14 protein-coding genes, 2 pseudogenes and 1 riboswitch are annotated in these 22,212 nt (G+C 71.5%); of the genes and pseudogenes, 6 read left to right on the forward strand and 10 right to left on the reverse strand.

The features are described 5' to 3' along the window. The first annotated feature begins 118 nt into the window (after nucleotides 1-118). The 4 genes from aceA (at nucleotide 119) to metE (ending at nucleotide 6,871) form a co-directional block, all read left to right on the forward strand. Entirely contained in the window at nucleotides 119-1,408 is a 1,290-nt protein-coding gene (gene aceA, locus ABT123_RS20320; protein WP_351316322.1) for an isocitrate lyase, read from the forward strand. A 75-nt stretch (nucleotides 1,409-1,483) separates the two neighbouring features. Continuing rightward, nucleotides 1,484-3,082 (forward strand): malate synthase A, encoded by a 1,599-nt coding sequence (gene aceB, locus ABT123_RS20325; protein WP_351316324.1) that lies wholly within the window; start codon nucleotides 1,484-1,486, stop codon nucleotides 3,080-3,082. Continuing rightward, nucleotides 3,079-3,978, forward strand: a complete 900-nt coding sequence (locus ABT123_RS20330) for a 3-hydroxybutyryl-CoA dehydrogenase (RefSeq protein ID WP_351316327.1) — start codon at nucleotides 3,079-3,081, stop codon at nucleotides 3,976-3,978. Before aceB ends, ABT123_RS20330 begins: the two co-directional genes overlap by 4 nt. 178 nt (nucleotides 3,979-4,156) lie before the next feature. Next, nucleotides 4,157-4,376, forward strand: a riboswitch (cobalamin riboswitch). A gap of 149 nt (nucleotides 4,377-4,525) precedes the next feature. Further along, a complete protein-coding gene (metE, locus tag ABT123_RS20335; RefSeq protein ID WP_351316330.1) occupies nucleotides 4,526-6,871 on the forward strand; it encodes a 5-methyltetrahydropteroyltriglutamate--homocysteine S-methyltransferase in 2,346 nt (781 codons plus the stop codon). Between the two features lie 53 nt (nucleotides 6,872-6,924). On the opposite strand, the pseudogene ABT123_RS20340 reads toward metE, so the two are convergent. Continuing rightward, nucleotides 6,925-7,214: pseudogene (locus ABT123_RS20340) on the reverse strand (DUF4430 domain-containing protein); the annotation flags it as partial. Between the two features lie 280 nt (nucleotides 7,215-7,494). On the opposite strand from ABT123_RS20340, the gene ABT123_RS20345 reads away from it, so the two are divergent. After that, entirely contained in the window at nucleotides 7,495-8,940 is a 1,446-nt protein-coding gene (locus ABT123_RS20345) for a glyceraldehyde-3-phosphate dehydrogenase (protein ID WP_351316332.1), read from the forward strand. 73 nt (nucleotides 8,941-9,013) lie between these two features. Here the strand turns inward: ABT123_RS20345 and ABT123_RS20350 are convergent, their stop codons facing one another. Beyond that, complete coding sequence (locus ABT123_RS20350) at nucleotides 9,014-11,899, reverse strand: NHLP bacteriocin export ABC transporter permease/ATPase subunit (RefSeq protein ID WP_351316335.1); 2,886 nt, start codon at nucleotides 11,897-11,899, stop codon at nucleotides 9,014-9,016. Between the two features lie 143 nt (nucleotides 11,900-12,042). On the opposite strand from ABT123_RS20350, the gene ABT123_RS20355 reads away from it, so the two are divergent. Then, entirely contained in the window at nucleotides 12,043-13,269 is a 1,227-nt protein-coding gene (locus ABT123_RS20355) for an RNA-guided endonuclease InsQ/TnpB family protein (protein WP_351316338.1), read from the forward strand. A gap of 34 nt (nucleotides 13,270-13,303) precedes the next feature. Here the strand turns inward: ABT123_RS20355 and ABT123_RS20360 are convergent, their stop codons facing one another. From ABT123_RS20360 to ABT123_RS20395, 8 genes and pseudogenes are all read right to left on the reverse strand, one after another. Next, the gene (locus ABT123_RS20360) at nucleotides 13,304-15,421 is read right to left on the reverse strand and encodes an NHLP family bacteriocin export ABC transporter peptidase/permease/ATPase subunit (RefSeq protein ID WP_502971001.1); all 2,118 of its coding nucleotides are present in this window, start codon (nucleotides 15,419-15,421) and stop codon (nucleotides 13,304-13,306) included. A gap of 98 nt (nucleotides 15,422-15,519) precedes the next feature. After that, nucleotides 15,520-16,326 (reverse strand): HlyD family efflux transporter periplasmic adaptor subunit, encoded by an 807-nt coding sequence (locus ABT123_RS20365; RefSeq protein ID WP_351316344.1) that lies wholly within the window; start codon nucleotides 16,324-16,326, stop codon nucleotides 15,520-15,522. Between the two features lie 71 nt (nucleotides 16,327-16,397). Beyond that, the gene (locus ABT123_RS20370; protein WP_351316347.1) at nucleotides 16,398-16,649 is read right to left on the reverse strand and encodes a hypothetical protein; all 252 of its coding nucleotides are present in this window, start codon (nucleotides 16,647-16,649) and stop codon (nucleotides 16,398-16,400) included. 348 nt (nucleotides 16,650-16,997) lie between these two features. Further along, nucleotides 16,998-17,762 (reverse strand): hypothetical protein, encoded by a 765-nt coding sequence (locus ABT123_RS20375; protein ID WP_351316350.1) that lies wholly within the window; start codon nucleotides 17,760-17,762, stop codon nucleotides 16,998-17,000. Continuing rightward, complete coding sequence (locus tag ABT123_RS20380; RefSeq protein ID WP_351316353.1) at nucleotides 17,746-19,356, reverse strand: substrate-binding domain-containing protein; 1,611 nt, start codon at nucleotides 19,354-19,356, stop codon at nucleotides 17,746-17,748. The genes ABT123_RS20375 and ABT123_RS20380 overlap by 17 nt, the downstream gene beginning before the upstream one ends. Beyond that, nucleotides 19,353-20,597 carry a hypothetical protein gene (locus ABT123_RS20385; RefSeq protein WP_351316356.1) on the reverse strand — a complete coding sequence of 415 codons (1,245 nt, stop codon included), beginning with the start codon at nucleotides 20,595-20,597 and terminating at the stop codon, nucleotides 19,353-19,355. Before ABT123_RS20385 ends, ABT123_RS20380 begins: the two co-directional genes overlap by 4 nt. Before the next feature lie 111 nt (nucleotides 20,598-20,708). Next, complete coding sequence (locus ABT123_RS20390) at nucleotides 20,709-21,020, reverse strand: DUF1876 domain-containing protein (RefSeq protein WP_351316358.1); 312 nt, start codon at nucleotides 21,018-21,020, stop codon at nucleotides 20,709-20,711. Between the two features lie 309 nt (nucleotides 21,021-21,329). After that, a pseudogene (locus ABT123_RS20395) lies at nucleotides 21,330-22,136 on the reverse strand (ABC transporter substrate-binding protein); the annotation flags it as partial. Nucleotides 22,137-22,212 lie beyond the last annotated feature (76 nt).

Consider the following 22,212-nt stretch of genomic DNA (forward strand, 5'->3'; position numbering starts at 1 on the left):
CACATTGCTCAGCTCCACCTCGCCGGGTGTCGGGCAGGCCGCTCCCAGGTGATGTCACTCAGTGACATCACCTTCGCAATGGCATTCGCACGGTTGACAAGCACGCAGGGAGACGGACATGGCGCAGACCGAGACGACGAAGGCGGCGGCAGCGGAGCTGGCGCAGCGCTGGGCGACCGACCCGCGCTGGGCCGGCATCGAGCGGACCTACGGCGCCGAGGAGGTGGTGCGGCTGTCCGGCAGCGTCCGCGAGGAGCACACCCTGGCCCGGCGCGGCGCCGAGCGCCTGTGGCGCCAGCTGCACGAGCAGGACTACATCCATGCCCTCGGCGCCCTGACCGGCGGCCAGGCCGTCCAGCAGGTCCGGGCCGGACTCCAGGCGATCTACCTGTCCGGCTGGCAGGTGGCCGCCGACGCCAACCAGGCCGGCCACACCTACCCCGACCAGAGCCTGTACCCGGTGAACTCGGTCCCGCAGGTGGTGCGCCGGATCAACAACGCCCTGCTGCGCGCCGACCAGATCGCCACCGCCGAGGGCGGCACCGACACGACGGACTGGCTGGCGCCGATCGTCGCCGACGCCGAGGCCGGCTTCGGCGGCCCGCTCAACGCCTTCGAGCTGACCAAGGCCATGATCGCGGCGGGTGCGGCCGGCATCCACTACGAGGACCAGCTCGCCTCCGAGAAGAAGTGCGGCCACCTCGGCGGCAAGGTCCTCGTCCCCACCTCGCAGCACATCCGCACCCTCAACGCCGCCCGCCTCGCGGCCGACATCGCGGACACCCCCACCCTGATCATCGCCCGCACCGACGCCCTCGCCGCGAACCTCCTCACCAGCGACGTCGACGAGCGCGACGCGCAGTTCACCACCGGCGAGCGCACCGCCGAGGGCTTCTACCGGGTGCAGAACGGCATGGCCCCGGTCATCGCCCGCGGCCTCGCCTACGCCCCGCACGCCGACCTGATCTGGGTGGAGACCGGCACCCCGGACCTCGCCCAGGCCCGCGAGTTCGCCGAGGCGATGCACGCGCAGTACCCGGACCAGATGCTCGCCTACAACTGCTCCCCGTCCTTCAACTGGAAGGCGGCCCTGGACGACGACCAGATCGCCAAGTTCCAGCGCGAACTCGGCGCGATGGGCTACAAGTTCCAGTTCATCACCCTGGCCGGCTTCCACTCCCTCAACCACGGCATGTTCGACCTCGCCCGCGGCTACGCCGAGCAGGGCATGACCGCCTATGTCGACCTCCAGGAGCGCGAGTTCGCCGCCCAGGCCCAGGGGTTCACCGCGGTCAAGCACCAGCGCGAGGTCGGCACCGGCTACTTCGACCTCGTCTCCACCGCCGTCAACCCGGCCTCCTCGACCACCGCGCTCTCCGGCTCCACCGAGGAAGAGCAGTTCCACTAAAACCCGCCGGTACCCGGTTACCCGGTGCCCGACGGACGTCCCCGTCGGGCACCCGCCCCCGCTGAGGAGAACCGCATGTCCCTCCCTCCCCTGACCAGCAGCGTCCGGGTTCTCGGCGCACCGGGTGAGCGCCACGAGGAGATCCTGACGCCCCAGGCCCTGGAGTTCATCGGCCGGCTCGACGCCGCGTTCGCGGACCGCCGCCTGGAACTCCTCAAGGAGCGCCGCCGCCGTTCCGGCCACCTCGCCCACGGCACCCCGCTCGGCTTCCCGCTCGCCACCCGCGCGATCCGCGAGGACCCCGACTGGCGCGTCGCCCCGCCGGCCCCCGGCCTCACCGACCGCCGCGTGGAGATCACCGGACCCCCCGAACGCCGGATGACCGTCAACGCCCTCAACTCCGGCGCCAAGGTCTGGATGGCCGACTTCGAGGACGCCACCGCCCCGACCTGGGCCAACGTCATCGACGGCCAGCTCAACCTCAGCGACGCCATCGACCGGCGCATCGACTTCACCACCCCCGAGGGCAAGGAATACCGCCTCGGCGAGCAGCTGGCGACCATCACGGTCCGCCCGCGCGGCTGGCACCTCACCGAAGAGCACCTGGAGATCGACGGGCGCCCCGTGCCCGCCTCCCTCGTCGACTTCGGCCTGTACTTCTTCCACTGCGCGCAGCGCCAGATCGACGCCGGATCCGGCCCGTACTTCTACCTCCCCAAGCTGGAGAACCGGTACGAAGCCCGGCTGTGGAACGACGTGTTCGTGCTCGCCCAGGAGCTGCTCGGCATCCCCCGCGGCACCATCCGGGCCACCGTCCTCATCGAGACGATTACCGCCGCCTTCGAAATGGAGGAGATCCTCCACGAGCTGCGCGAGCACAGCGCCGGCCTCAACGCCGGCCGCTGGGACTACCTCTTCAGCCTCATCAAGACCTTCGGCCACCGCACCGACTTCCGGCTGCCCGACCGGGCCAAGGTCACCATGACCGCCCCCTTCATGCGGGCCTACACCGAACTCCTGGTCCGCACCTGCCACCAGCGCGGCGCCCACGCCATCGGCGGCATGGCCGCCCATGTGCCCAGCCGGGACGCCGAGGCCAACGCCGCAGCCCTCGCCAAGGTCCGCCTCGACAAGGAACGCGAGGCCGAGGACGGCTTCGACGGCTCCTGGGTCGCCCACCCCGGACTCGTGCCGCTCTGCCGCGAGGTCTTCGACGGCGTCCTGGGAGACCGGCCGAACCAGCTGGACCGCACCCGCGGCGATGTCGAGGTCACGGCCGCCGACCTGCTCTCGGTCCGCCGGACCGTCGCCCCGCCGACCGACGAGGGCATCCGCGCCAACGTCGCCGTCGCCCTGCGCTACTTCGATGCGTGGCTGCGCGGCAGCGGAGCGGTTGCCTTGTACGGGCTGATGGAGGACGCGGCCACCGCGGAGATCGCCCGGGTCCAGATCTGGCAGTGGCTCCGCCACGGCAGCGTGGACCACGCCACCGTGACCCGCCTGCTCGACGCGGAGTGCGCGGCCCTGGCCGCCGAGGACCCCGCCGCCCTGGCCGCGGAGGCCCGAGAGGTGTTCGTCCGTACCGCCCTCGCCCCGGAGCTGCCCGCCTTCTTCACCCCCGAGGCCTACACCCGCCACCTGGTCCGCCGCGCCACCGCGCCGGTGCCGTCATGACCGCCCGCAGCGGGACCACCCGGACCCGGACCACCCGCTTCCAGCGCATCGGGATCGTCGGCGGGGGCCAGATGGGCGCCGGCATCGCCGAGGTCTGCGCCCGGGCCGGCCTGGACACGGTGGTGGCCGAAGCCGACGCCACCGCGGCCCGGGCTGCCCGCGAACGCGTCGCCGTATCCCTGGAACGCGCCGTCCAGCGCGGCAAGCTCGACCGGCTCTCGGCCGAGGACGCCCTGGCCCGGCTGGTGTTCACCGGAGACCTGGAGGACCTCGCCGACCGGCAGCTCGTGATCGAGGCCGTGACCGAGAACCCCGAGGCCAAGGCGGAGGTGTTCACCGCCCTCGACAAGATCGTGGAGGATCCGTCGGCCGTCCTCGCCACCAACACCTCCGCCCTTCCCGTCATGCGGCTGGGCATGGCCACCCTCCGCGCGGACCGGGTGGTCGGCCTGCACTTCTTCAACCCCGTGCCCGTGCTGCCGCTGGTGGAGGTGGTGACCTCCCTGCACACCTCGGCGGAGACCGCCGCGGCCGTCGAGGCCTTCGCCCGCGACACCCTGGGCAAGACCGCGATCCGCTCCCAGGACCGCGCCGGGTTCGTCGTCAACTCCCTGCTGATCCCCTATCTCCTGTCGGCCGTCCGGATGGCGGAATCCGGCTTCGCCACCGCCGCCGACATCGACGCCGGCATGGAACAGGGCTGCGCCCACCCCATGGGCCCGCTCAAACTGGCCGACCTGATCGGCCTGGACACCGTCGCCGCCATCGCCGCAGCCCTCTACGAGGAGTTCAAGGAGCCGCTGTACGCCCCGCCGCCGCTGCTCAGCCGCATGGTGCAGGCCGGGCTGCTGGGCCGGAAGACCGGGCGCGGGTTCCACCAGTACCGCCAGGGCTGAGGGGCCCCGGCAGGCGCCGACCCGGGCATGAGGGTCCCGGTCGGCGGAGCAGAACGCGGAGCGGCCTGGTGAGCCGCTCCGCGTTCTGCCGTGGGCGTTCGCGCGTTCACGCGTTCGCGTGTCTCAGATCACCGTCCGGAATGTGAACTGCGCTATCCCCTCGGCGGAACCGGCCTCTAGGCTGGCCGGTGCAGCTGGTTCGCCCCGTCCGCCAGGCGGGATGCGTCGTAAGAGGGAACCCGGTGGGAATCCGGGACTGCCCCGCAGCGGTGAGCGGGAACGACCGCCGTCATACGCACTGGACCCGGCCGGGTCTGGGAAGCGACGGCCAGTAGGAGCCTCGTCCACGACGAGACGTGCCCGCGAGTCCGAAGACCTGCCCGTTGCCCGCACACGCCCAGCCGTGTGCGGAATCCCGGTGACCTCGTGGGCGGGTCGGCGTGCAGATCAGGCGGACACCCGCGCGTACCCATCCGGACGCGCCCGTGGCTCCGTCCGGTCGGTCACCCCTTTCGCGCCCCCGACCCGTCGCCGGGTCCATGGAGACATGCTCGCGAAGGAGAGTTCCGTGACCACCACGTCCGCAGCCACGGGAGCCCAGGCCACCGTGTACGGCTACCCCCGCCAAGGCCAGAACCGGGAGCTGAAGAAGGCCGTCGAGGGCTACTGGAAGGGCCGCGTCACCGCCGAGGCCCTCAGAGAGACCGCGGCCGGCCTGCGCCGCGACACCTGGCAGCAGCTGGCCGAGGCCGGCCTGCACGAGCTGCCCACCGGCGACTTCTCGTACTACGACCACGTCCTCGACACCAGCGTCATGGTCGGCGCCATCCCGGCACGGCACCGCGCCGCCGTCGAGGCCGACGCCCTCGACGGCTACTTCGCCATGGCCCGCGGCACCCAGGACGTGGCGCCGCTGGAGATGACCAAGTGGTTCGACACCAACTACCACTACCTGGTCCCCGAACTCGGCCCCGACACCGCCTTCACCGCCGACCCCGCCAAGCAGGTCGCCGAGCTGAAGGAAGCCCTCGCGCTCGGGCACACCGCCCGGCCGGTCCTGGTCGGCCCCGTCACCTACCTGCTGCTCGCCAAGCCCGCGCCCGGGGTCGCCGACGACTTCGTCCCGCTGACCCTGCTGGACCGGCTGCTGCCCGTCTACGCACAGGTGCTGGCCGAGCTCCGCGCCGCCGGCGCCGAGTGGGTCCAGCTCGACGAGCCCGCCCTGGTCCAGGACCGCACCCCGGCCGAACTGAACGCCGTGGCCCGCGCCTACCGCGAACTCGGCGCGCTCACCGACCGGCCCAAGCTGCTGGTGGCCTCGTACTTCGACCGGCTGGGCGAGGCCCTGCCGGTGCTGGCCAAGGCGCCCGTCGACGGCCTCGCCCTCGACTTCACCGAGGCCGCCGCCGGCAACCTGGCCGACCTCGCCGCCATCGGAGGCATCCCCGGCAAGCGGCTGGTCGCCGGTGTGGTCAACGGCCGCAACATCTGGCTCAACGACTACGAGAAGTCCCTCGCCACCCTCGCCACCCTCCTCGGCCTCGCGGACCGGGTCGACGTCGCCGCCTCCTGCTCCCTGCTGCACGTACCGCTGGACGCCGGGGCCGAGCGCGACCTCGACACACAGGTCCGCCGCTGGCTCGCCTTCGCCCGCCAGAAGACCGCCGAGATCACCACCCTGGCCCGCGGCCTGGCCCGGGGCACCGGCGCCATCGCGGCCGAACTGGCCGCCAACCGGGCCGACCTGGCCTCCCGCGCCCACTCCTCCCTCACCCGCGACCCGGCCGTCCGCGCCCGGACCGCGGCCATCACCGACGCCGACGGCCGCCGCTCCCAGCCGTACCCGGAGCGGGCCGCCGCCCAGCGCGCCCACCTGCGGCTTCCGCTGCTGCCCACCACGACCATCGGCTCCTTCCCGCAGACCTCCGAACTCCGCACCGCCCGGGCCGACCTGCGGGCCGGCCGGATCGACGGCGCCGCGTACGAGCAGCGGATCGAGGCCGAGATCCGCGAGGTCCTCGCCTTCCAGGAGAAGGCCGGCATCGACGTCCTGGTGCACGGCGAGCCCGAACGCAACGACATGGTCCAGTACTTCGCCGAGCAGCTGACCGGCTACCTCGCCACCCAGCACGGCTGGGTCCAGTCCTACGGCACCCGGTACGTCCGCCCGCCCGTCCTGGCCGGGGACATCTCCCGCCCGGAGCCGATGACGGTGCGCTGGACGACCTATGCCCAGGCGCAGACCGCCAAGCCGGTCAAGGGCATGCTGACCGGTCCGGTGACCATGCTCGCCTGGTCCTTCGTACGGGACGACCAGCCGCTCGGCGAGACCGCCCGGCAGGTCGCCCTCGCCCTGCGCGACGAGGTGGGCGACCTGGAGGCGGCCGGTACTTCGGTGATCCAGGTGGACGAGCCGGCCCTGAGGGAAACCCTCCCGCTGCGGGCCGCCGGCCATGCGGACTACCTGGCCTGGGCCACCGAGTCCTTCCGGCTGACCACCAGCGGCATCCGGCCGGACACCCAGATCCACACCCACATGTGCTACGCCGAGTTCGGCGACATCGTGCAGGCCATCGACGACCTCGACGCCGATGTCATCAGCCTGGAGGCGGCCCGCTCCCATATGCAGGTGGCCGACGAACTGGCCGGCGCCGGCTATCCGCGGGAGGTCGGCCCCGGCGTCTGGGACATCCACTCCCCGCGCATCCCGTCCACCGAGGAGGCCGCGGCCCTGCTGCGCAAGGGCCGTGAGGCGATTCCCGCCGAACGGCTCTGGGTCAACCCCGACTGCGGGCTGAAGACCCGCGGCTGGCCCGAGACGCGGGCCTCCCTGGAGAACCTCGTCGCGGCGGCCGTGCAGGTGCGCGCGGAGACGGCGGCCGGCAACGCCTGATCCCGCCCGGGCCGGAACGGTCACCGCGACCGTTCCGGCCCGATCCCGCTCCTGGCCGAGCCGCCGCCGCTGACCTGCTTGATGGTGTCGACGGAGAAGTCGTCGAAGGACGCGTACCAGGTGCCGTCCCAGTCGAAGTAGTTTCTGCGCGCGGCGTCGTCGAGGGCAGCGGTCGGGGTGGGAACGGCAGTCGGGTTCGCGCCGCCGTTGGTGCCGTCGCACTTGTGCGTGCCGCCGGTCGCGGTGGTGACCTCGTGGCCTGGGCGGCGGCCGGCGCGGTGGCGAGGACGAGCCCGAGAGCGGCGGCGGTGACAACGGCTCGGCGGGCGACGGTCTGGCGCATGAGGTGCCCTTCTGGCAGGAGGCGGAGTCGGGGTCGTGCGCCGACGCCCCGACCGCCCCCGGGCATACCACGGTTGCAGGTCAGCGCCGGATTCCCACCGGCTTCCCCCAGTCACGCAGCCATTCGGTTGTGGCATGAATCGTATGACCTGAAGGATGGCTGGGGAAGGTGCTCAAACCGTCACAGAAGGTCACGATTGCTCGCTCAAGAGGTACCGCTTGAATGATCAAAGGAGCGAGGGGTTAGCATATGAGCGCCGCCTAGCTCGAAAGATAAACCTGTGACTGTCAATGACGACTCGTTCACCAACTGGAAGAACCGCGAGGAGATCGCGGAGTCGATGATCCCGATCATCGGGAAGCTTCACCGGGAGCGGGACGTCACGGTCCTCCTCCACAGCCGCGCCCTGGTGAACAAATCCGTGGTGAGCATCCTCAAAACCCACCGGTTCGCCCGCCAGATCGACGGCGAGGAGCTCTCGGTCACCGAGACCCTGCCGTTCCTGCAGGCCCTCACCGCGCTGGACCTCGGCCCGTCCCAGATCGACATCGGCATGCTCGCCGCCACGTACAAGACCGATGACCGCGGTCTTTCCGTCGAACAGTTCACCGCCGAGGCCGTCGCCGGCGCCACGGGTGCCAACAAGATCGAGTGCCGCGAGGGCCGCGATGTCGTCCTCTACGGCTTCGGCCGCATCGGCCGCCTGGTCGCCCGCCTGCTCATCGAGAAGGCCGGCTCCGGCAACGGTCTGCGCCTCCGCGCCATCGTCGTCCGCGGCGGCGGCGAGCAGGACCTGGTCAAGCGCGCCTCGCTGCTGCGCCGCGACTCCATCCACGGCCAGTTCCAGGGCACCATCACCGTGGACGAGGCGAACAGCACGATCATCGCCAACGGCAACGCGATCAAGGTGATCTACGCCAACGACCCCTCCGAGGTCGACTACACGGCGTACGGCATCAAGGACGCCATCCTCATCGACAACACGGGCAAGTGGCGCGACCGCGAGGGGCTCTCGAAGCACCTGCGTCCCGGCATCGACAAGGTCGTCCTGACCGCCCCGGGCAAGGGCGACGTCCCGAACATCGTGCACGGCGTCAACCACGACACGGTGAAGCCGGACGAGCGCATCCTGTCCTGCGCCTCCTGCACCACCAACGCGATCGTCCCGCCGCTGAAGGCGATGGACGACGAGTACGGCGTGCTGCGCGGTCACGTGGAGACCGTCCACTCGTTCACCAACGACCAGAACCTGCTGGACAACTACCACAAGGCCGACCGCCGTGGCCGCTCCGCGCCGCTGAACATGGTCATCACCGAGACCGGTGCCGCCTCCGCCGTCGCCAAGGCCCTGCCCGAGCTCAAGGCGCCGATCACCGGCAGCTCGATCCGCGTCCCCGTCCCGGACGTCTCGATCGCGATCCTGAGCCTGCGCCTGGGCCGCGAGACCACCCGCGAAGAGGTCCTCGACTACCTCCGCGACGTCTCGCTGCACTCGCCGCTGAAGCGCCAGATCGACTTCACCACCGCCCCCGACGCCGTCTCCATGGACTTCGTCGGCTCGCGCCACGCCTCGATCGTCGACGCCGGCGCCACCAAGGTCGACGGCGACAACGCGATCCTCTACCTCTGGTACGACAACGAGTTCGGCTACTCGTGCCAGGTCATCCGGGTCGTCCAGCACGTCTCCGGGGTGGAGTACCCGACCTACCCGGTCCCGGCGGTCTGATCCCGTACCGACAGGGCGGCAGTGGGACGGCACGTCCCACCGCCGCCCTTCGGCGTTCCGGACAACGTCCGGGTCAGCGCAGCTGGCGGCGGACCAGGCCGTGGAACAGGCCGGAGGCGTCCGCGAGCAGCTCGGCGGGCGGGCCCTGCTGGACGATCCGCCCGTCCGCCATCGCGATCACACGGTCCGCGTCCATGATCGTGGACAGCCGGTGGGCGATCACGATGCGGGTGGCCCGCAGGGCCCGGGTGGATTCGATGACCACCCGCTGCGCCTCGTTGTCCAGCGCGCTGGTGGCCTCGTCGAAGAACAGCACCCGAGGCCTGCGCACCAGCGCCTGGGCGATCATGAGCCGCTGGCGCTGACCGCCCGAGACGGTGCCCCCGCCGTCGGACAGCATGGTGTGCAGGCCCATGGGCATGGCCTTGATGTCCTCGGCCAGGCCCGCCATCGCGACGGCCTCCCACACCTCCTCCAGCGAGAAGGACTCGGCGCCGCGGATGCAGTCCAGGATCGAGCCGGTGAAGGGCCGGGCGTGCTGCAGCACGACCCCGCACTGGCGGCGTACGGCCGCCTGGTCGAGGGCTGCCAGGTCCTGGCCGTCGTACAGCACGCTGCCGGCGGACGGCTTGTCGAAGCCGATGAGCAGCCGCAGCAGGGTCGACTTCCCGCAGCCGCTGGCCCCCACGATCGCGACGAACTCCCCGGGCCGCACCCGGAAGTCGACCTCGTCGAGGACCAGCGGCCCGTCCTCGGTGTAGCGGTACGACAGCTGCCGCGCCTCGACGGCCCCGCCCAGCACACCCGGTGCGGCAGCGGCGCCGCGCACCTCGGGCGCCGCCCGCAGGATCGGCGCGACTTCCTCGAACACCGGCAGCACGGCAGCCGCCGACAGCAGCGCGCCCGTCACCTGTGTGACCGAGGACAGCAGGAGCGTCACGGCGGTGCTGAAGGTGAGGAACGCACCGGCGGACATGGTGCCGCGGGCCGGCCCGGCCAGCAGCATGAACATCACCAGCGTGCACAGCGGAAGGCAGACCGCGTTGAGCACCGCGAGGAGGTTCTGGATCCGGCCGGCGCGCTGGTGCAGCGTACGGGTCCGGGCGAACTCCCGCGCCCAGGCGGCGTAGGCGAAGCTCTCGGCCGCCGCGACCCGTAGTTTCGGCAGCCCGCGCAGGGTCTGGAAGGCCTGGTTGTCGAGCCGGTTGTCGAGCTTGACCAGCCGGCGCTGGTAGCGCAGCTGCCACAGCCCCAGCCCCAGGAAGAGCGCCGCGACGACGAGCAGCATGACGACCGCCACGACCGCCAGCCGCGCGTTGTAGGCGAACAGCAGGACCAGGTTCATGGTGCCGACCGTGCCCGCCTGGACGCAGACCGCTCCGATGCCGGACAGCATGCGGCGGATCGCGCTGATGCCCATGGCCGCATTGGCCAGCTGCCCCGTCGACCGGCCGGTGAAAAAGGTCGTCGGCAGCCTCAGCAGCCGGTCCCACACCGCGGGCTGCAGCGTGGCCTCGATGCGGCCCTCCATACGCAGGAGGGAGACGTTCTGCCACAGCATGAAGACCGCCGAGACCACCGCGGTCGCGAGGAGCGCGACCGCGGTCTGCACGATCAGGCCGGTCTCGGCCTGCGGTACGTACTGACCGAGCACCTTGCCGGTGGCCACCGGCACCAGCGCGCCCAGGACCACCGCCACCAGCCCGCCCAGGAGCAGGCTGCGCAGCTCCGTGCGGGTGCCCCGCACGCTGAACCGCAGCAGCGGGAGCAGGCCCAGCGGACCCTCGGGCAGCGGGCGGTAGAACATCACGGCCCGCGGTTCAAAGCCGGCCGCGTCGGCCCTGCCGGCCTTGGCGGCCTTGCCGGCCCCGCCGCTCTCGCCGATCCGCTCGCGCCGGCCGGTGGCCGGGTCCACCGCCACATAGCCGCCGCGCCGCCAGAGCAGGGCGACCGGCGACCCGTCCGAGGCGCGCCGGCCCACCAGGGGCCCGCTGTTCTCCCGCCACCAGCGCCCGCCGAGACCGACCGGGCGGGTCCGGAACCGTGAGGCGAGCGCGATGCGTTCGACGGGGTCCGTCCGCTCGGAGCCGGCGCCGGCACCTGCCTCGGCCGATGCGGAGGACAGGGTGATGCCCGCTTCGGCGGCGACCAGGCGGCACACGGCGAGGGTCGCGTCGGCGCTCGCGCCGCGGTGCACGGCAGGTGTGCCGGAGCGGCCGATGGAGGCCGCCAGCACCCGGTTCGCCTCGGTACGGGCGGCCCGGCCGGCCTCGACACCGGCCGCCGTCCGGTCCTCGTGGGCGCGCTCGCGCTGCTCGATCCAGCGGTCCAGGGCGTACCGCAGCCGGTACTGCTGCTCGACCATGCCCTGCCACATCGCCGGGTCGACGAGCAGGGCGCCGGCCATCGCCGCCTCGTAGGCGGCGCCGTACTGCACGCTGCCGGGGGCGATCTGCATCCACACGATGTCTTCATCGGCCCCGTGCCCGGGACTGCCGCCGAGCGGCGCCTCGTACAGCACCCGCAGGCCGCGGCCCACACCACGCGCGAAGGCCGCCTCCAGGGGGCTCAGGTACCCGTCACCCGCGCCCGGGTACCCGCCCTGATCGGCGTACCACTGCCCCGGGTGCCACGGGCCCGCCGACTCCCGCAGCTCGATGCGGCGCAGCAGGCACCCCCGCGACGGCCGGCCCACCAGGGTGTGCTCGGGCCCCTCGGCAGGGCCCAGCAGCAGCGTGCCCGCCTCCAGCCGGCCCAGGAAGTGCCACTGCCCGAGCTGCGCCGCGTCCACGGCGAACAGGTCCAATTCGCCCTGGACGAGGAGCCACAGTACGGAGGGACCCTCCAGGGAGATGCTGCGCAGGCCCGTGCAGTCGACCGGAGCGCCCAGCCCGCCCAGGGCCGCGACCACCGGGTCCGGGGACACCACCCCGGTGCCCGCCGTGCCGACCGTGCTCACCTGATTTCTCCCATTCCTCCCCGGTCTTCAGGCCGGGGAGGTGTGTGTCCTTGGACCGGAGCCGCGAAGCGGCGGAGTTCCCAGCACATCTGGTCTGACCTGCACTCTCTTCCGTTGTCAGTGGGGACTGTTAGGTTGCGATCATGACGACGACTCCGCTGGCCGACGACGTGGCCGGGCATGCCCGGTACACCTTCCGGCTGCGTGTGTCGTCCACCGCTCTCGCACAGCTCGAAGGCGAGTGGGCGCGGTGTCGCTGGGTGTGGAACGAGTGCGTGGCCATGTCCCGCAACGTCCACAAGCTCAACCAGGGCGCCGAGCAGAAGATCACGTGCGGTCCGGCGCAGCTCGACAAGATGCTGACCGAGGCACGCCGGTCGATGGGATGGCTGCGGGAGGGCGCTTCGGTTCCTCAACAGCAGATCATCCGGGACTTCGCGAAGTCCCGTTCGAAGGCGATCAAGGACATCAAGGCAAAGCTGCCGATGCGGCAGCGGGCCGGGATGCCCCGCATCAAGCGCAAGCGGGAAGCCCTGCCGTCGCTGAACTACACGCGGCGCGGGTTCTCCCTCAAGGACGGGCGTCTGCACCTGGCGGGCGGCATCGTCCTGACGATGGTGTGGTCGAGAGACCTGCCGTCCGATCCGACGAGCGTGCGTGTGTACCGGGACAGCCTCGGGCACTGGTACGCGTCGTTCGTTGCGGTCACTGAGACCGTGCCGCTGCCGCAGACCGGCCGTGTGATCGGAGTGGACTGGGGCGTGAAGGAGACCGCCACCACCACTTCCGACCTGCACGACCTGCCGCACGCCGGGCACGGGAAGACGGCAGCCTGGGAGCTGGCCCGCCATCAGCGGATGATGGCCCGGCGCCGGACGCCCAGGAACCGGCCTGACACTGCCGGCTACCGCAAGGCTCGGAAGGCTGCGGCGAAGGTGTCGAAGAAGATCGCCCGTCAGCGGCAGGACACCGGCCGCAAGTGGGCCAAGACCATCGTCCGGGACTTCGACCACCTCGCCGTGGAGGACTTCCGGCCGCGTTTCCTCGCCAAGTCCACCATGGCCCGCAAGGCAGCCGACGCCGCGATCACCGCTACCAAGACGGCCCTGATCGAGCAGGCCCGAAAGCACGGCCGGACCGTGCACCTTGTCCACCCCGCGCACACCACCATGGACTGCGCGCACTGCGGAGCGAGAACCAAGCACGCACTCCCCCTTTCCGAACGTACGTATACGTGCACTACGTGTGGAGCCGTCTCGCCACGAGACAAGAACTCCGCCCGCGTGATGCTCGTCCGGGCTGGTCTCAACCCGGCTAGTGCTGATCTTGTAAGACCCGCCCCCTGCCAGGGGTCAGGCGAAGTGAGCTAGGAATCCCCGTCCTTTAGGACGGGGAGGTTTCAACTCAGTACTCCCTGACCAGTTCGGCGTACCGGCCGCCCGCGGCCACCAGGTACTCGTGCGGACCGCGTTCCACGACCGTGCCCCGGTCCAGGACGAGGATCTCGTCGCTGTCGCGCACGGTGCTGAGCCGGTGGGCGATGACCACGCAGGCACAGCCGCGGCGTCGCAGGTTGTCGATGACCACCCGCTCGGTCACCGCGTCCAGGGCGCTGGTGACCTCGTCGAGCACCATGACGCTGGGGCGGCGCACCAGCGCCCGGGCGATCTCCAGGCGCTGGCGCTGGCCGCCGGAGAAGTTCCGGCCGTCCTGCTCGACGCGGCTGTGGATGCCCCCGGGACGGCGGGAGACCACATCGAGGACGGCGGCGTCCTCGAGTGCCGTGAGCACTGCCTCGTCCGGGACGGAGGGGTCCCACAGCGCCACGTTGTCGCGGACGGTGCCCTCGAACAGGAACACGTCCTGGTCCACGAAGGAGACGGAGGCGGCCAGCGCCCCGCGCGGGATGTCCGCCCACCGCATTCCGTCGATGCGGACGGTGCCCTCCCAGGGCGTGTAGAGCCCGGCGATCAGCCGGGAGACGGTGGACTTGCCGCTGCCGGAACCGCCGACCAGCGCGACCTGCTGCCCGGGGCCGACCGTGAGCGAGAAGTCCTTGAGCAGCGGGGGGTCCAGCGGGCTGTAGCCGAAGGTGATGCCCTCCAGCTCCACATGGCCGGTGAGGCGGCGGGCGCCGGCGGCGGGCTCGCGGCGCGCGTGGACCGGGTCGACGGGGAAGTTCTCGACGTCCTTGAGCCGGGCGACGTCGGCCGCGAAGTCCTGGATCCGTCCGGCGACGCCGTTGAGCCGGCTGATCGGCGCGGTGAAGCTGGTCACCAGGGCCTGGAAGGCGACGAGGAGACCCACCGACAGGTGCCCCTCCACCGCCCGCAGGCCGCCGATCATCAGGATCAGCGAACTGTTGAGCGCGGCCAGGGTGGGTGCGACGATCGCCAGCCAGGCGCCGGGCACCCCGAGCCGCTGCTGCACATCCAGGGTGACCGCGTGCTGTCCGGCCCAGCGGCGGAAGAAACCGTTCTCCCCGCCGGTCGCCTTCATGGTCTCGATGAGGGTCAGCCCGCTGTAGGAGGTGTTCGTCAGCCGGGCGCTCTCGGCGCGCAGCTTCCGGGTGCCGGTGGCCCGCACCCGGATCGCGATCCGCATGGCCACCACATTGAGCAGGGCCACCGCCACGCCGACGACGGTGAGCTGCGGGTCGTACGTCCACAGCAGCACGGCGTAGAGCACGACCACGACGGCATCCACGCCCGCGGCGGCCAGATCGCGGGCGAGGGTCTCGGCGACCGCGTCGTTCGACCGCAGCCGCTGCACCAGATCGGCCGGGTTGCGCTGGGCGTAGAAGCCGACGGGCAGCCTGAGCAGGTGCCGCAGGAACCGGGCGCTGCCGAGGGTGGAGGAGATGATGCGCCCGCGCAGCAGATTGGCCTGCTGCAGCCAGGTGAGGGTGGCGGTGAGCACCAGGGCGGTCGCCATCGCCGCGAAGACCACGCCGAGCAGGGACGTCTGCTGCCCGATGAGGAACATGTCGATGTACGTCCGGCTCAGCGCGGGCACCGACGCGCCGACGACCACCAGCAGCAGGCTGGAGATCACGGCGGCAGCCATGGTGCCCGAAGTGCCGCGCAGGCGGGCCGGTATACCGCCCAGGACACCCGGCTTGCGCCCGCTGCGGCGGAAGCCCGCGCCGGGCTCGAAGGTGAGCACGATGCCGGTGAAACTGGTGTCGAACTCGTCCATGGGCACGAACCGGCGGCCCTTGCCCGGGTCGTTGATGTACACGCCCCGGCGGCCGAAGCGGCGGCCCATGCCGTCGTAGACGACGTAGTGGTTGAACTCCCAGAACAGGATGGCCGGGGCGCTGACCTCGGCGAGCGCGGCCAGGTCCATCTGCATGCCCTTGGCCTGGAGGCCGTAACCGCGTGCCGCCTTGAGGAGGTTGCTGGCGCGGGAGCCGTCCCGGGAGACGCCGCAGGCGATGCGCAGCTCCTCCAGCGGGACGAAGCGGGCGTAGTGGCCGAGCACCATGGCCAGGGCCGCGGCGCCGCACTCCACCGCCTCCATCTGGAGCACGGTCGGCGTGCGTACGGTCCGGGGCCGCCGGCCCCCGGGGACGGGCCGGCGGGTTGCGCGGCGGCGGCCTCCGGCGGCCTGGCGCGCGGTCACGGCAGCAGCCAGTCGACGGGCCGCTGTGCGGAGAGGCGTACGGCGCCGGCGACCGGCGTCCCGGACTCGATGGCGTACGGGGGCCCGTCCGCGGAGGACCAGGCGTAGCCGGACTCGGTGGCGGCGGAGGGCTCCAGCTGCACGAGCACCGCGACCGGGTTGCCCTGCCGGGAGAACTGCGCGGCGAGCCCCGAGTCGCCGAGGAAACCGCCGATCTGCGCCTGCGTCTGGGGCGCGCGGCCCACGGCCTTGACCCGGCCGCGCAGTACGCCGAACTGCTGCCGGGGGACGGACGGGAGGCTCAGGTCGACGGAGGCGCCCACCCGGATCACCGAGGCGCTGCCGCCCGCCGCGTAGAGCACGGCCACCAGCGGCTCGTCGGGATCGGTGACGCGCTCCACGACCGCCACGTCCGCGCCGGCCGTGACGACCGCGCCCACCCGGGCGATGAGAGTGGTCACCCGGCCGCCGGCCACCGCGCGCACGGGCTGGTCGCCCTGGGCGGTTCGGACGGTGAGGACGGGCGTACCGGGGGACACCGGGCGGCCCTCCTCGACGAGGAGGCCGGTCACCTGCCCGGCGACCGGACTCTGCAGCAGATAGCTGCCCTCGGCACGGGTGAGGATGCCGGGCACGCTCAGTGTGGAGGACACCGTGCCGGTGAGGGCCCAGAAACTCGCGGCTGCCATCACCACGGCGGTGACGGCGAGGACGAGACGGCCCTGCGGGCGCGCGAGGCGCACGGGCACATCGAGTTCTTCGGGAGACTCCAGTTTGGACAGAGCCTTTTGGCGGAACTGCACGGATCATTCCTCGGCGCAGAGGGGCCGTGAACCCCGGGACGGGAAAGTCCCGGGGCTCACGGTCTTTTCACTTAGAGACCGGCGAAACCGGTGATGGCGGCGGTGTTGACCGAAACACCGGTGATGCCCGAGGCCAGGCCGGGGACGGAGCCGGCCAGGCCCTGCACGCCCTGGACGGTCTGGAGCGAGCCGACGGTGCCCAGGACGCCGGTGACGTCGCTGGTCACGGCGCCGACGAGGCCGCCGGAGATGCTCACGAGACCACCGGAAACGGCGTCCAGCTCAGCGTCGGCGATCTCACGGGTCTCGAGGTTGTCACGCATGATGCGCACCCTTCATTTATGGGGGGGGAGTTGGGGGGATGTGGGGGGAAGCTGCCGCAGCGGGCACGATGAAAGCACGCGAACGGGTGGCCCTGCCAATTGCATTGACGCTGCATTAAGGGCGGTTGTGTAACCGGGACGGCAGGCGTGCAGTCAATTTCACCGAATGCCGACAGCGTCTCCGCAAGATCGAGTAACAGATACGGGCAGCCTGCTGTGCCGACGGAACCCACCGGGACAAAACCTCCACAAGCGGAGGGGGCCGGTCAGGGAATCGAGGAGCCGGGAAGGGGGCGCGGCGCGGTCACCTGCACGATGTGGAGGTTTCCGGCAGGCGCGGCCGGTGTCTCAGCGGAAGATCGCCATCGCCTCGACCTCCAGGACCCCTTCCTCCGGGTTCCATTCCTCGACCTTGCCCAGGCAGCGGGCCGAGAAGGTGCCCTGGGGGACCTGGTTGCGCAGGCCCTCCGTGGCGCAGGTGACCCGGACGCGGGGGCCACGGGAGGGGTCGGCCGGGTCTCCGTACGGGGCGAGGAAGACGGTGGAGCCGTCCCCCGCCGGGCCGTCGCCCGTCGTGCGGAACCGGCCCCGGATCAGGACGAAGCCCTCGATGTCGCGCAGCCGGACGGAGCCCTGCGCGTCGGCGGCCGTCCGCAGCAGCGCGGTGCTGCGGGCGACGGTCTGGCTCGGGAGGTCGACATGGACGATGACCCGCTTCTCCTCCAGGACCTTCATGATCACGCCGATCACCGAGATCGGTTCCGCGACCTCCAGATAGCGGCTGACGATTTCGGTGTTCTCCCTGCGGCTGCCGTCCGCGCCGACCCCGAAGACCTTCGCGCGGACGGTGCCGTCCTTGCTGTCACTGGTGCGCTGTTCGACCTCCTTGCGCAGGGCGGCCGTGTAGCGCCGCATCTGGTAGTGGTCCATGACCGTGCTGTCGTGCAGGTAGAAGCAGATGCCGTCCGTGATGTCCTGGACGGCGGCCCGCCGGGCGCGGACCAGTTGCAGCAGCGCCACCGTCCCGAGCGCCGCGAGGCCCACCCCGGTGGCCGCCCACAGCACCATCCAGGGCCACCAGACGGCCCACCACGCTTCACTCGTGACACCCACGGATCTCCTTGAAGGCCTTGAGAAGGGACTGCCCGGTGGCATCGGCCATGTGCCCGCCGGTGGCCCGGGCGGCCCGGTCGAGCTCCTGCGGGTCGGCCTCGCCGTACCGGACGGTGTACGTGCGGACCGCGCGGGCGGCCGGCGGCAGGGCGGCGTACCGGGCGAGGAAGGTGTCGAGGCTGATCCCGGCGTTGTTCTCCCCGTCCGTCATGAGCACGATGGAGACGCGTTGCCCGGAGTCCTTCGCCACGGCGTCGGCCGCCGTCCGGTAGGCGTGGTCGAGGGCCGACCAGACGGCGGTGCCCGGGTCGAAGCCGTCCTCGGCGACGAAGCCGCGCAGCCGGTCCAGATCGGGCGCTCCCGTGTACGTCACGCTCCGCTCGTCCAGTACCCGGCCGCCGAAGCGCAGCACCGTGAGGGTCTCGCCCTGGTGGAACCGGGTGAACTTGCCGGAGCTGGAGTCGTCCGCGCCGCTGAGCCCGGCCATCGTCGCGCGGAGGTTCGCGATCCGCTCGCCGCGCATGGAGGTGGAGAAGTCGAGCAGGAAGATCACCCGCGCCGGACGGCCGCTCCGCGCGCTGCCGTAGTCGGCCAGCAGCCGGTCGACGACCGCCTGGCTGTCCGGGAAGTACAGGGCGTTGCCGAGCGGGGCGCGCAGACTGGGTATGCGGGTGATGTCGGGGTCGACCGGCCGGCGCAGCGTTCGTTCCATGATCTTCTGCTGTACCGGTTCGCTCCGGAGCCAGGACGTCAGCCGGTCGTACGCGTCCCGTTTGGCCGGGTCGAGCAGCATCAGCGGGTAGTCGGACAGCACGATGCCGTCCTTCGGGTAGACGATCTCCAGGGGAGTGCGCAGGGTGCCCGCGCGGTTGAGGGCGAGCAGCTCGGATTCGTACGTGATCAGCGCGTCGAGGCCGGCCTCGCCCCGTGCGTACGCGTCGGCCAGGCGGCCGGAGGAGTCCTCGGTCAGCGCGTGCCCGGAGAAGAAGCCGCGCAGCCGGTCGCAGGAGACGTCCTCCGGGCGCAGCGCGCCGCCGGTGCCCGCGGCGGCCGTCGCGACGCCCACCAGCGCGGCGAGTCCGCTGTTCGACCTGCGGGGGTCGGCCATGGCGTACTTCAGCGTGCCGGCCGCCGCGGCGTCCGCCAGGTCCGCCCAGGACAGCTGCCCGTCGGGGGCCGCCCGCCGCAGCCGCTGCGCCGCCTCGGGCTTCAGGCCGACGACGACGGGGGAGCGCATGGTGCTTGTCGACAGCGGGCTGTCCGCCAGGCGTCCGCTCTCCTTCAGCAGGAGCTGGAAGGGGCGGGAGGAGGAGAGCCAGGCCAGGTCGTGCCGGTAGCGGCCGGAGGCCAGGGAGGCGGCGGCCTCGACGGTGCCCCGGTACTCCATCGTCAGCGTGATGCCGGTCTCGCGGCGCAGGTCGTCGAAGAGGGGCTCCATGTCGGCGAGTTCGGAGCCCGCGAGCACCCGCAGGGTCACCGGCTCGTCCCTGCCCGGGGAGCAGGCGGTGAACGTCGCCAGCACCCACAGGCAGGCCAGGGTGAGCGCGGCCAGAGCGCGGCGGCGGCGCCGGCCGGGGGTCCTGCGCGCCGTCACGGCGCCCCGTCCGGGAGCTGGGCGGGCGGGCAGTCGCCGACCGTGGAGATCATCTGCTCCAGATAGCGGATCCGGGGCATGGGCGAGCGGGTGTTGTCACTCCGCAGGGCCGGCACCGGGATCCTCCGCTCGGTCAGGAACTCCGACAGCTGGTCGCCGGCCACCTCGCCGGCCGGGTCCAGGATCCGGAACCCCAGCTCCATCGCACGCCGGCGCAACTCGGGGTCAGTGGTCAGGAGTTCGCCGAGCCGCTCGCCCCTGCCGTTCAGGGCGATGAACTGGGGCTGGGTCACGAACTGGCTGGAGGGGTACAGCAGGACCCGCTCCGCATCGAGCCGCGCGGACTCGGCGCGGTACCGGACCTGATAGGTGAGGTACTGGTGCTCGTACGCCACGACCACCGGGGCGATCCCCTTGCCCTCCGGCGAGATGTACGTCCTGAACACGTCGGCGGCGGGCAGCCCCTGCTCCATGAGGTGCTTGACGGACTGCGCGCGGCTGCTCGCCCCCTGCGCGGTGGAGGGCACGTCGGGACCGCTGCCGCGCCAGGTGAAGGAGACCAGCGCCAGATAGGTCCCGGCCGAGTTGGAGCTGCACACGTCAGGGCTCTGGGCGACGATCCGGTTGGCGTTGGAGATCCCGTGCCGCTGGATCCCGAGGTCGTTCCAGCGCCGTCCCTTGTCGATGTTGCCGAGGAACTGCTGCATGTCCAGCGAGTAGTAGAGCGGCTGGTCCGGGCCCCCGGAGGGCAGCGGGGTGGCGATGCCGGCCTCGTGCAGGGTCTCGGCGTACTCCCGGTAGGTCGCGAGCACGATGGGGCTCACGAACGGGCGGTGGACCTTGGCGTACTGGCCGGCCGCCGCGCGCATCCCGGTGATCAGATCGCCGGCCGGCTGGCCGGAGGGGAAGACGAAGTCGAAGGCGGCGATGTCCCGCAGGGCCACCTCGCGCGAGCCCGTGCTGGTGATGTGGACCTTGATGCGGTGCTTCAGCAGGATCCGCTGGACCTTCTCGTCCTCGAAGAAGTCCCGCTTGGAAGCCATCTTGCCTTCGAGGACGACGACGCTGTCGAAGGGCAGCAGCAGATTGCCCGACACGGCCAGCGTGGCGAGGCCCGTCAGTACGGTGGCCAGCGCGGGCAGGAAGAACAGCAGCAGGCCCCGCCGCGACCACAAGCCGGACGACCGGCGCCGGACGGCCAGGCGCGGTTCCTCGACGACAGGTCTCTCCCCGACAACCACGCATGCCCCCCAGCAATCCGCGCGATTTCACCCCTGAGGGGGCAGCATCCACCGCCCGGTTGACCATTCACACCCGGAACGGCAAATCCCGGGTTAACAACTTCCGGGAAACTAGGGAGAGTTGGGTCCCGGGGCGGAGTCTTCCGGCCATCCGTAACCGGTGCGCGGCGCGGGGGGTGCGGCGCCCACCGCGGCCAGATCCCGGTCGGCGGCGCGCATCAGCTGGCCGGCGAGGTCGCGCATCGCCCGGCTCGCGGCGAGCTCGTCACCGATCGCGGGGACCTCCACGTCCTGCGGATTGCAGTGCGCCGTACCGCGGCCGACCATCATCGACTTGCCGTTGTCGAGGACTGCCCGGGCCTTGGTCGTACCGCCCTCCTCGATCAGGTAGACGCCCACCTTCCACTCCTCGGCGTGTGTCATGGCATGCCTCCTCACACCCCGGTACTGCGCTGTCTCCAGGATCCCTCAGTGCGGCGGCATGCGCAGCCCGCACCGCCCGCCCCCGGCGCTCAGCCCGGGATCAGCCCGGGATCAGCCCGGGACGGCCTCGGCCCAGTCCCGGTTGACGGCCTCCTTCGCCCTCTCCATCTGCGCCTCCGTCGGAAACGTCGGCGTGCCCTCCACCGTCGGCAGTTTCGCGGCGGCGGCCGTGTCGAGGGTGCCGTCCTTCCTCATGGCGTCCATGAGGACGGGGCGCGCGAACGCGCCGAGCCGGGCGTTCTGACCCTCCGGGCTGAAGAGGTACTCCTGCCACAGGCGTGCCGCCGCGGGGTGCGGGGCGTCCTTGTTCACCCCCTGCGCGTAGTACTGGGCGAAGCTGCCGTCGAAGGGGATGGCGGTGCGCCAGTCCACGTCCGCGCCCTTCTTCCGGAACTCGTCGGCGTATCCGAGGTTGAGGAAGTCCCAGTCGATGCTGATCGGGGTCTGCCCCTTCTCGATCGTGGCCGGGGTGGACTCGACCGGGATGAAGTTGCCGTTCTTGCTGAGCTCGGCGAAGAAGTCGATACCGGGCTGGATGTCGTCGAAGGAGCCCCCGTTCGCCAGGGCCGCCGCATACACCCCGGCGAAGGCGGAGCCGGAGTTGGTGGGGTTGCCGTTGAGGGCGACCTTGCCCTTGTACTCGGGCTTGCGCAGGTCGGCGAAGGTCTTGGGGCAGGTCTTGACGCGCTTGGCGTCGCAGCCGATCGAGATGTAGCCGCCGTAGTTGTTGAACCAGCGGGCCTGCCCGTCCTTCTGCTGCTTGGGGATCTTGTCGTACGCGGCGACCTTGTACGGGGCGAGCAGGCCCTGCCGTGCCGCGGACTGCGCGAACGAGCCCCCCACGTCGATCACATCGGGGGCCCGGCCGTCTTTCCGGTGCTCCTTCAGGGCATTGACCTCGTCCTGGCTGGTGCCCTCCGGGTTCTCCACCGCGACCTTGATCCCGTACTTCTTCTCGAAGCCGTCGATCAGCTCACCGTAGTTGGCCCAGTCCCTCGGGAGCGCGATCGTGTTGAGCGCGCCCTCCTTCTTCGCCGCCGCCGTCAGGGCTGCCATGCCGCCCGCGTCCGTGGCGGAGGTGGCCACCGCGGGCGGCCTGGGCGTGGCGTCCGGCGGGTCTCCGCAGGCACCG

This window comes from Streptomyces sp. NPDC002054 (assembly GCF_040296685.1).
Taxonomy (GTDB): domain Bacteria; phylum Actinomycetota; class Actinomycetes; order Streptomycetales; family Streptomycetaceae; genus Streptomyces.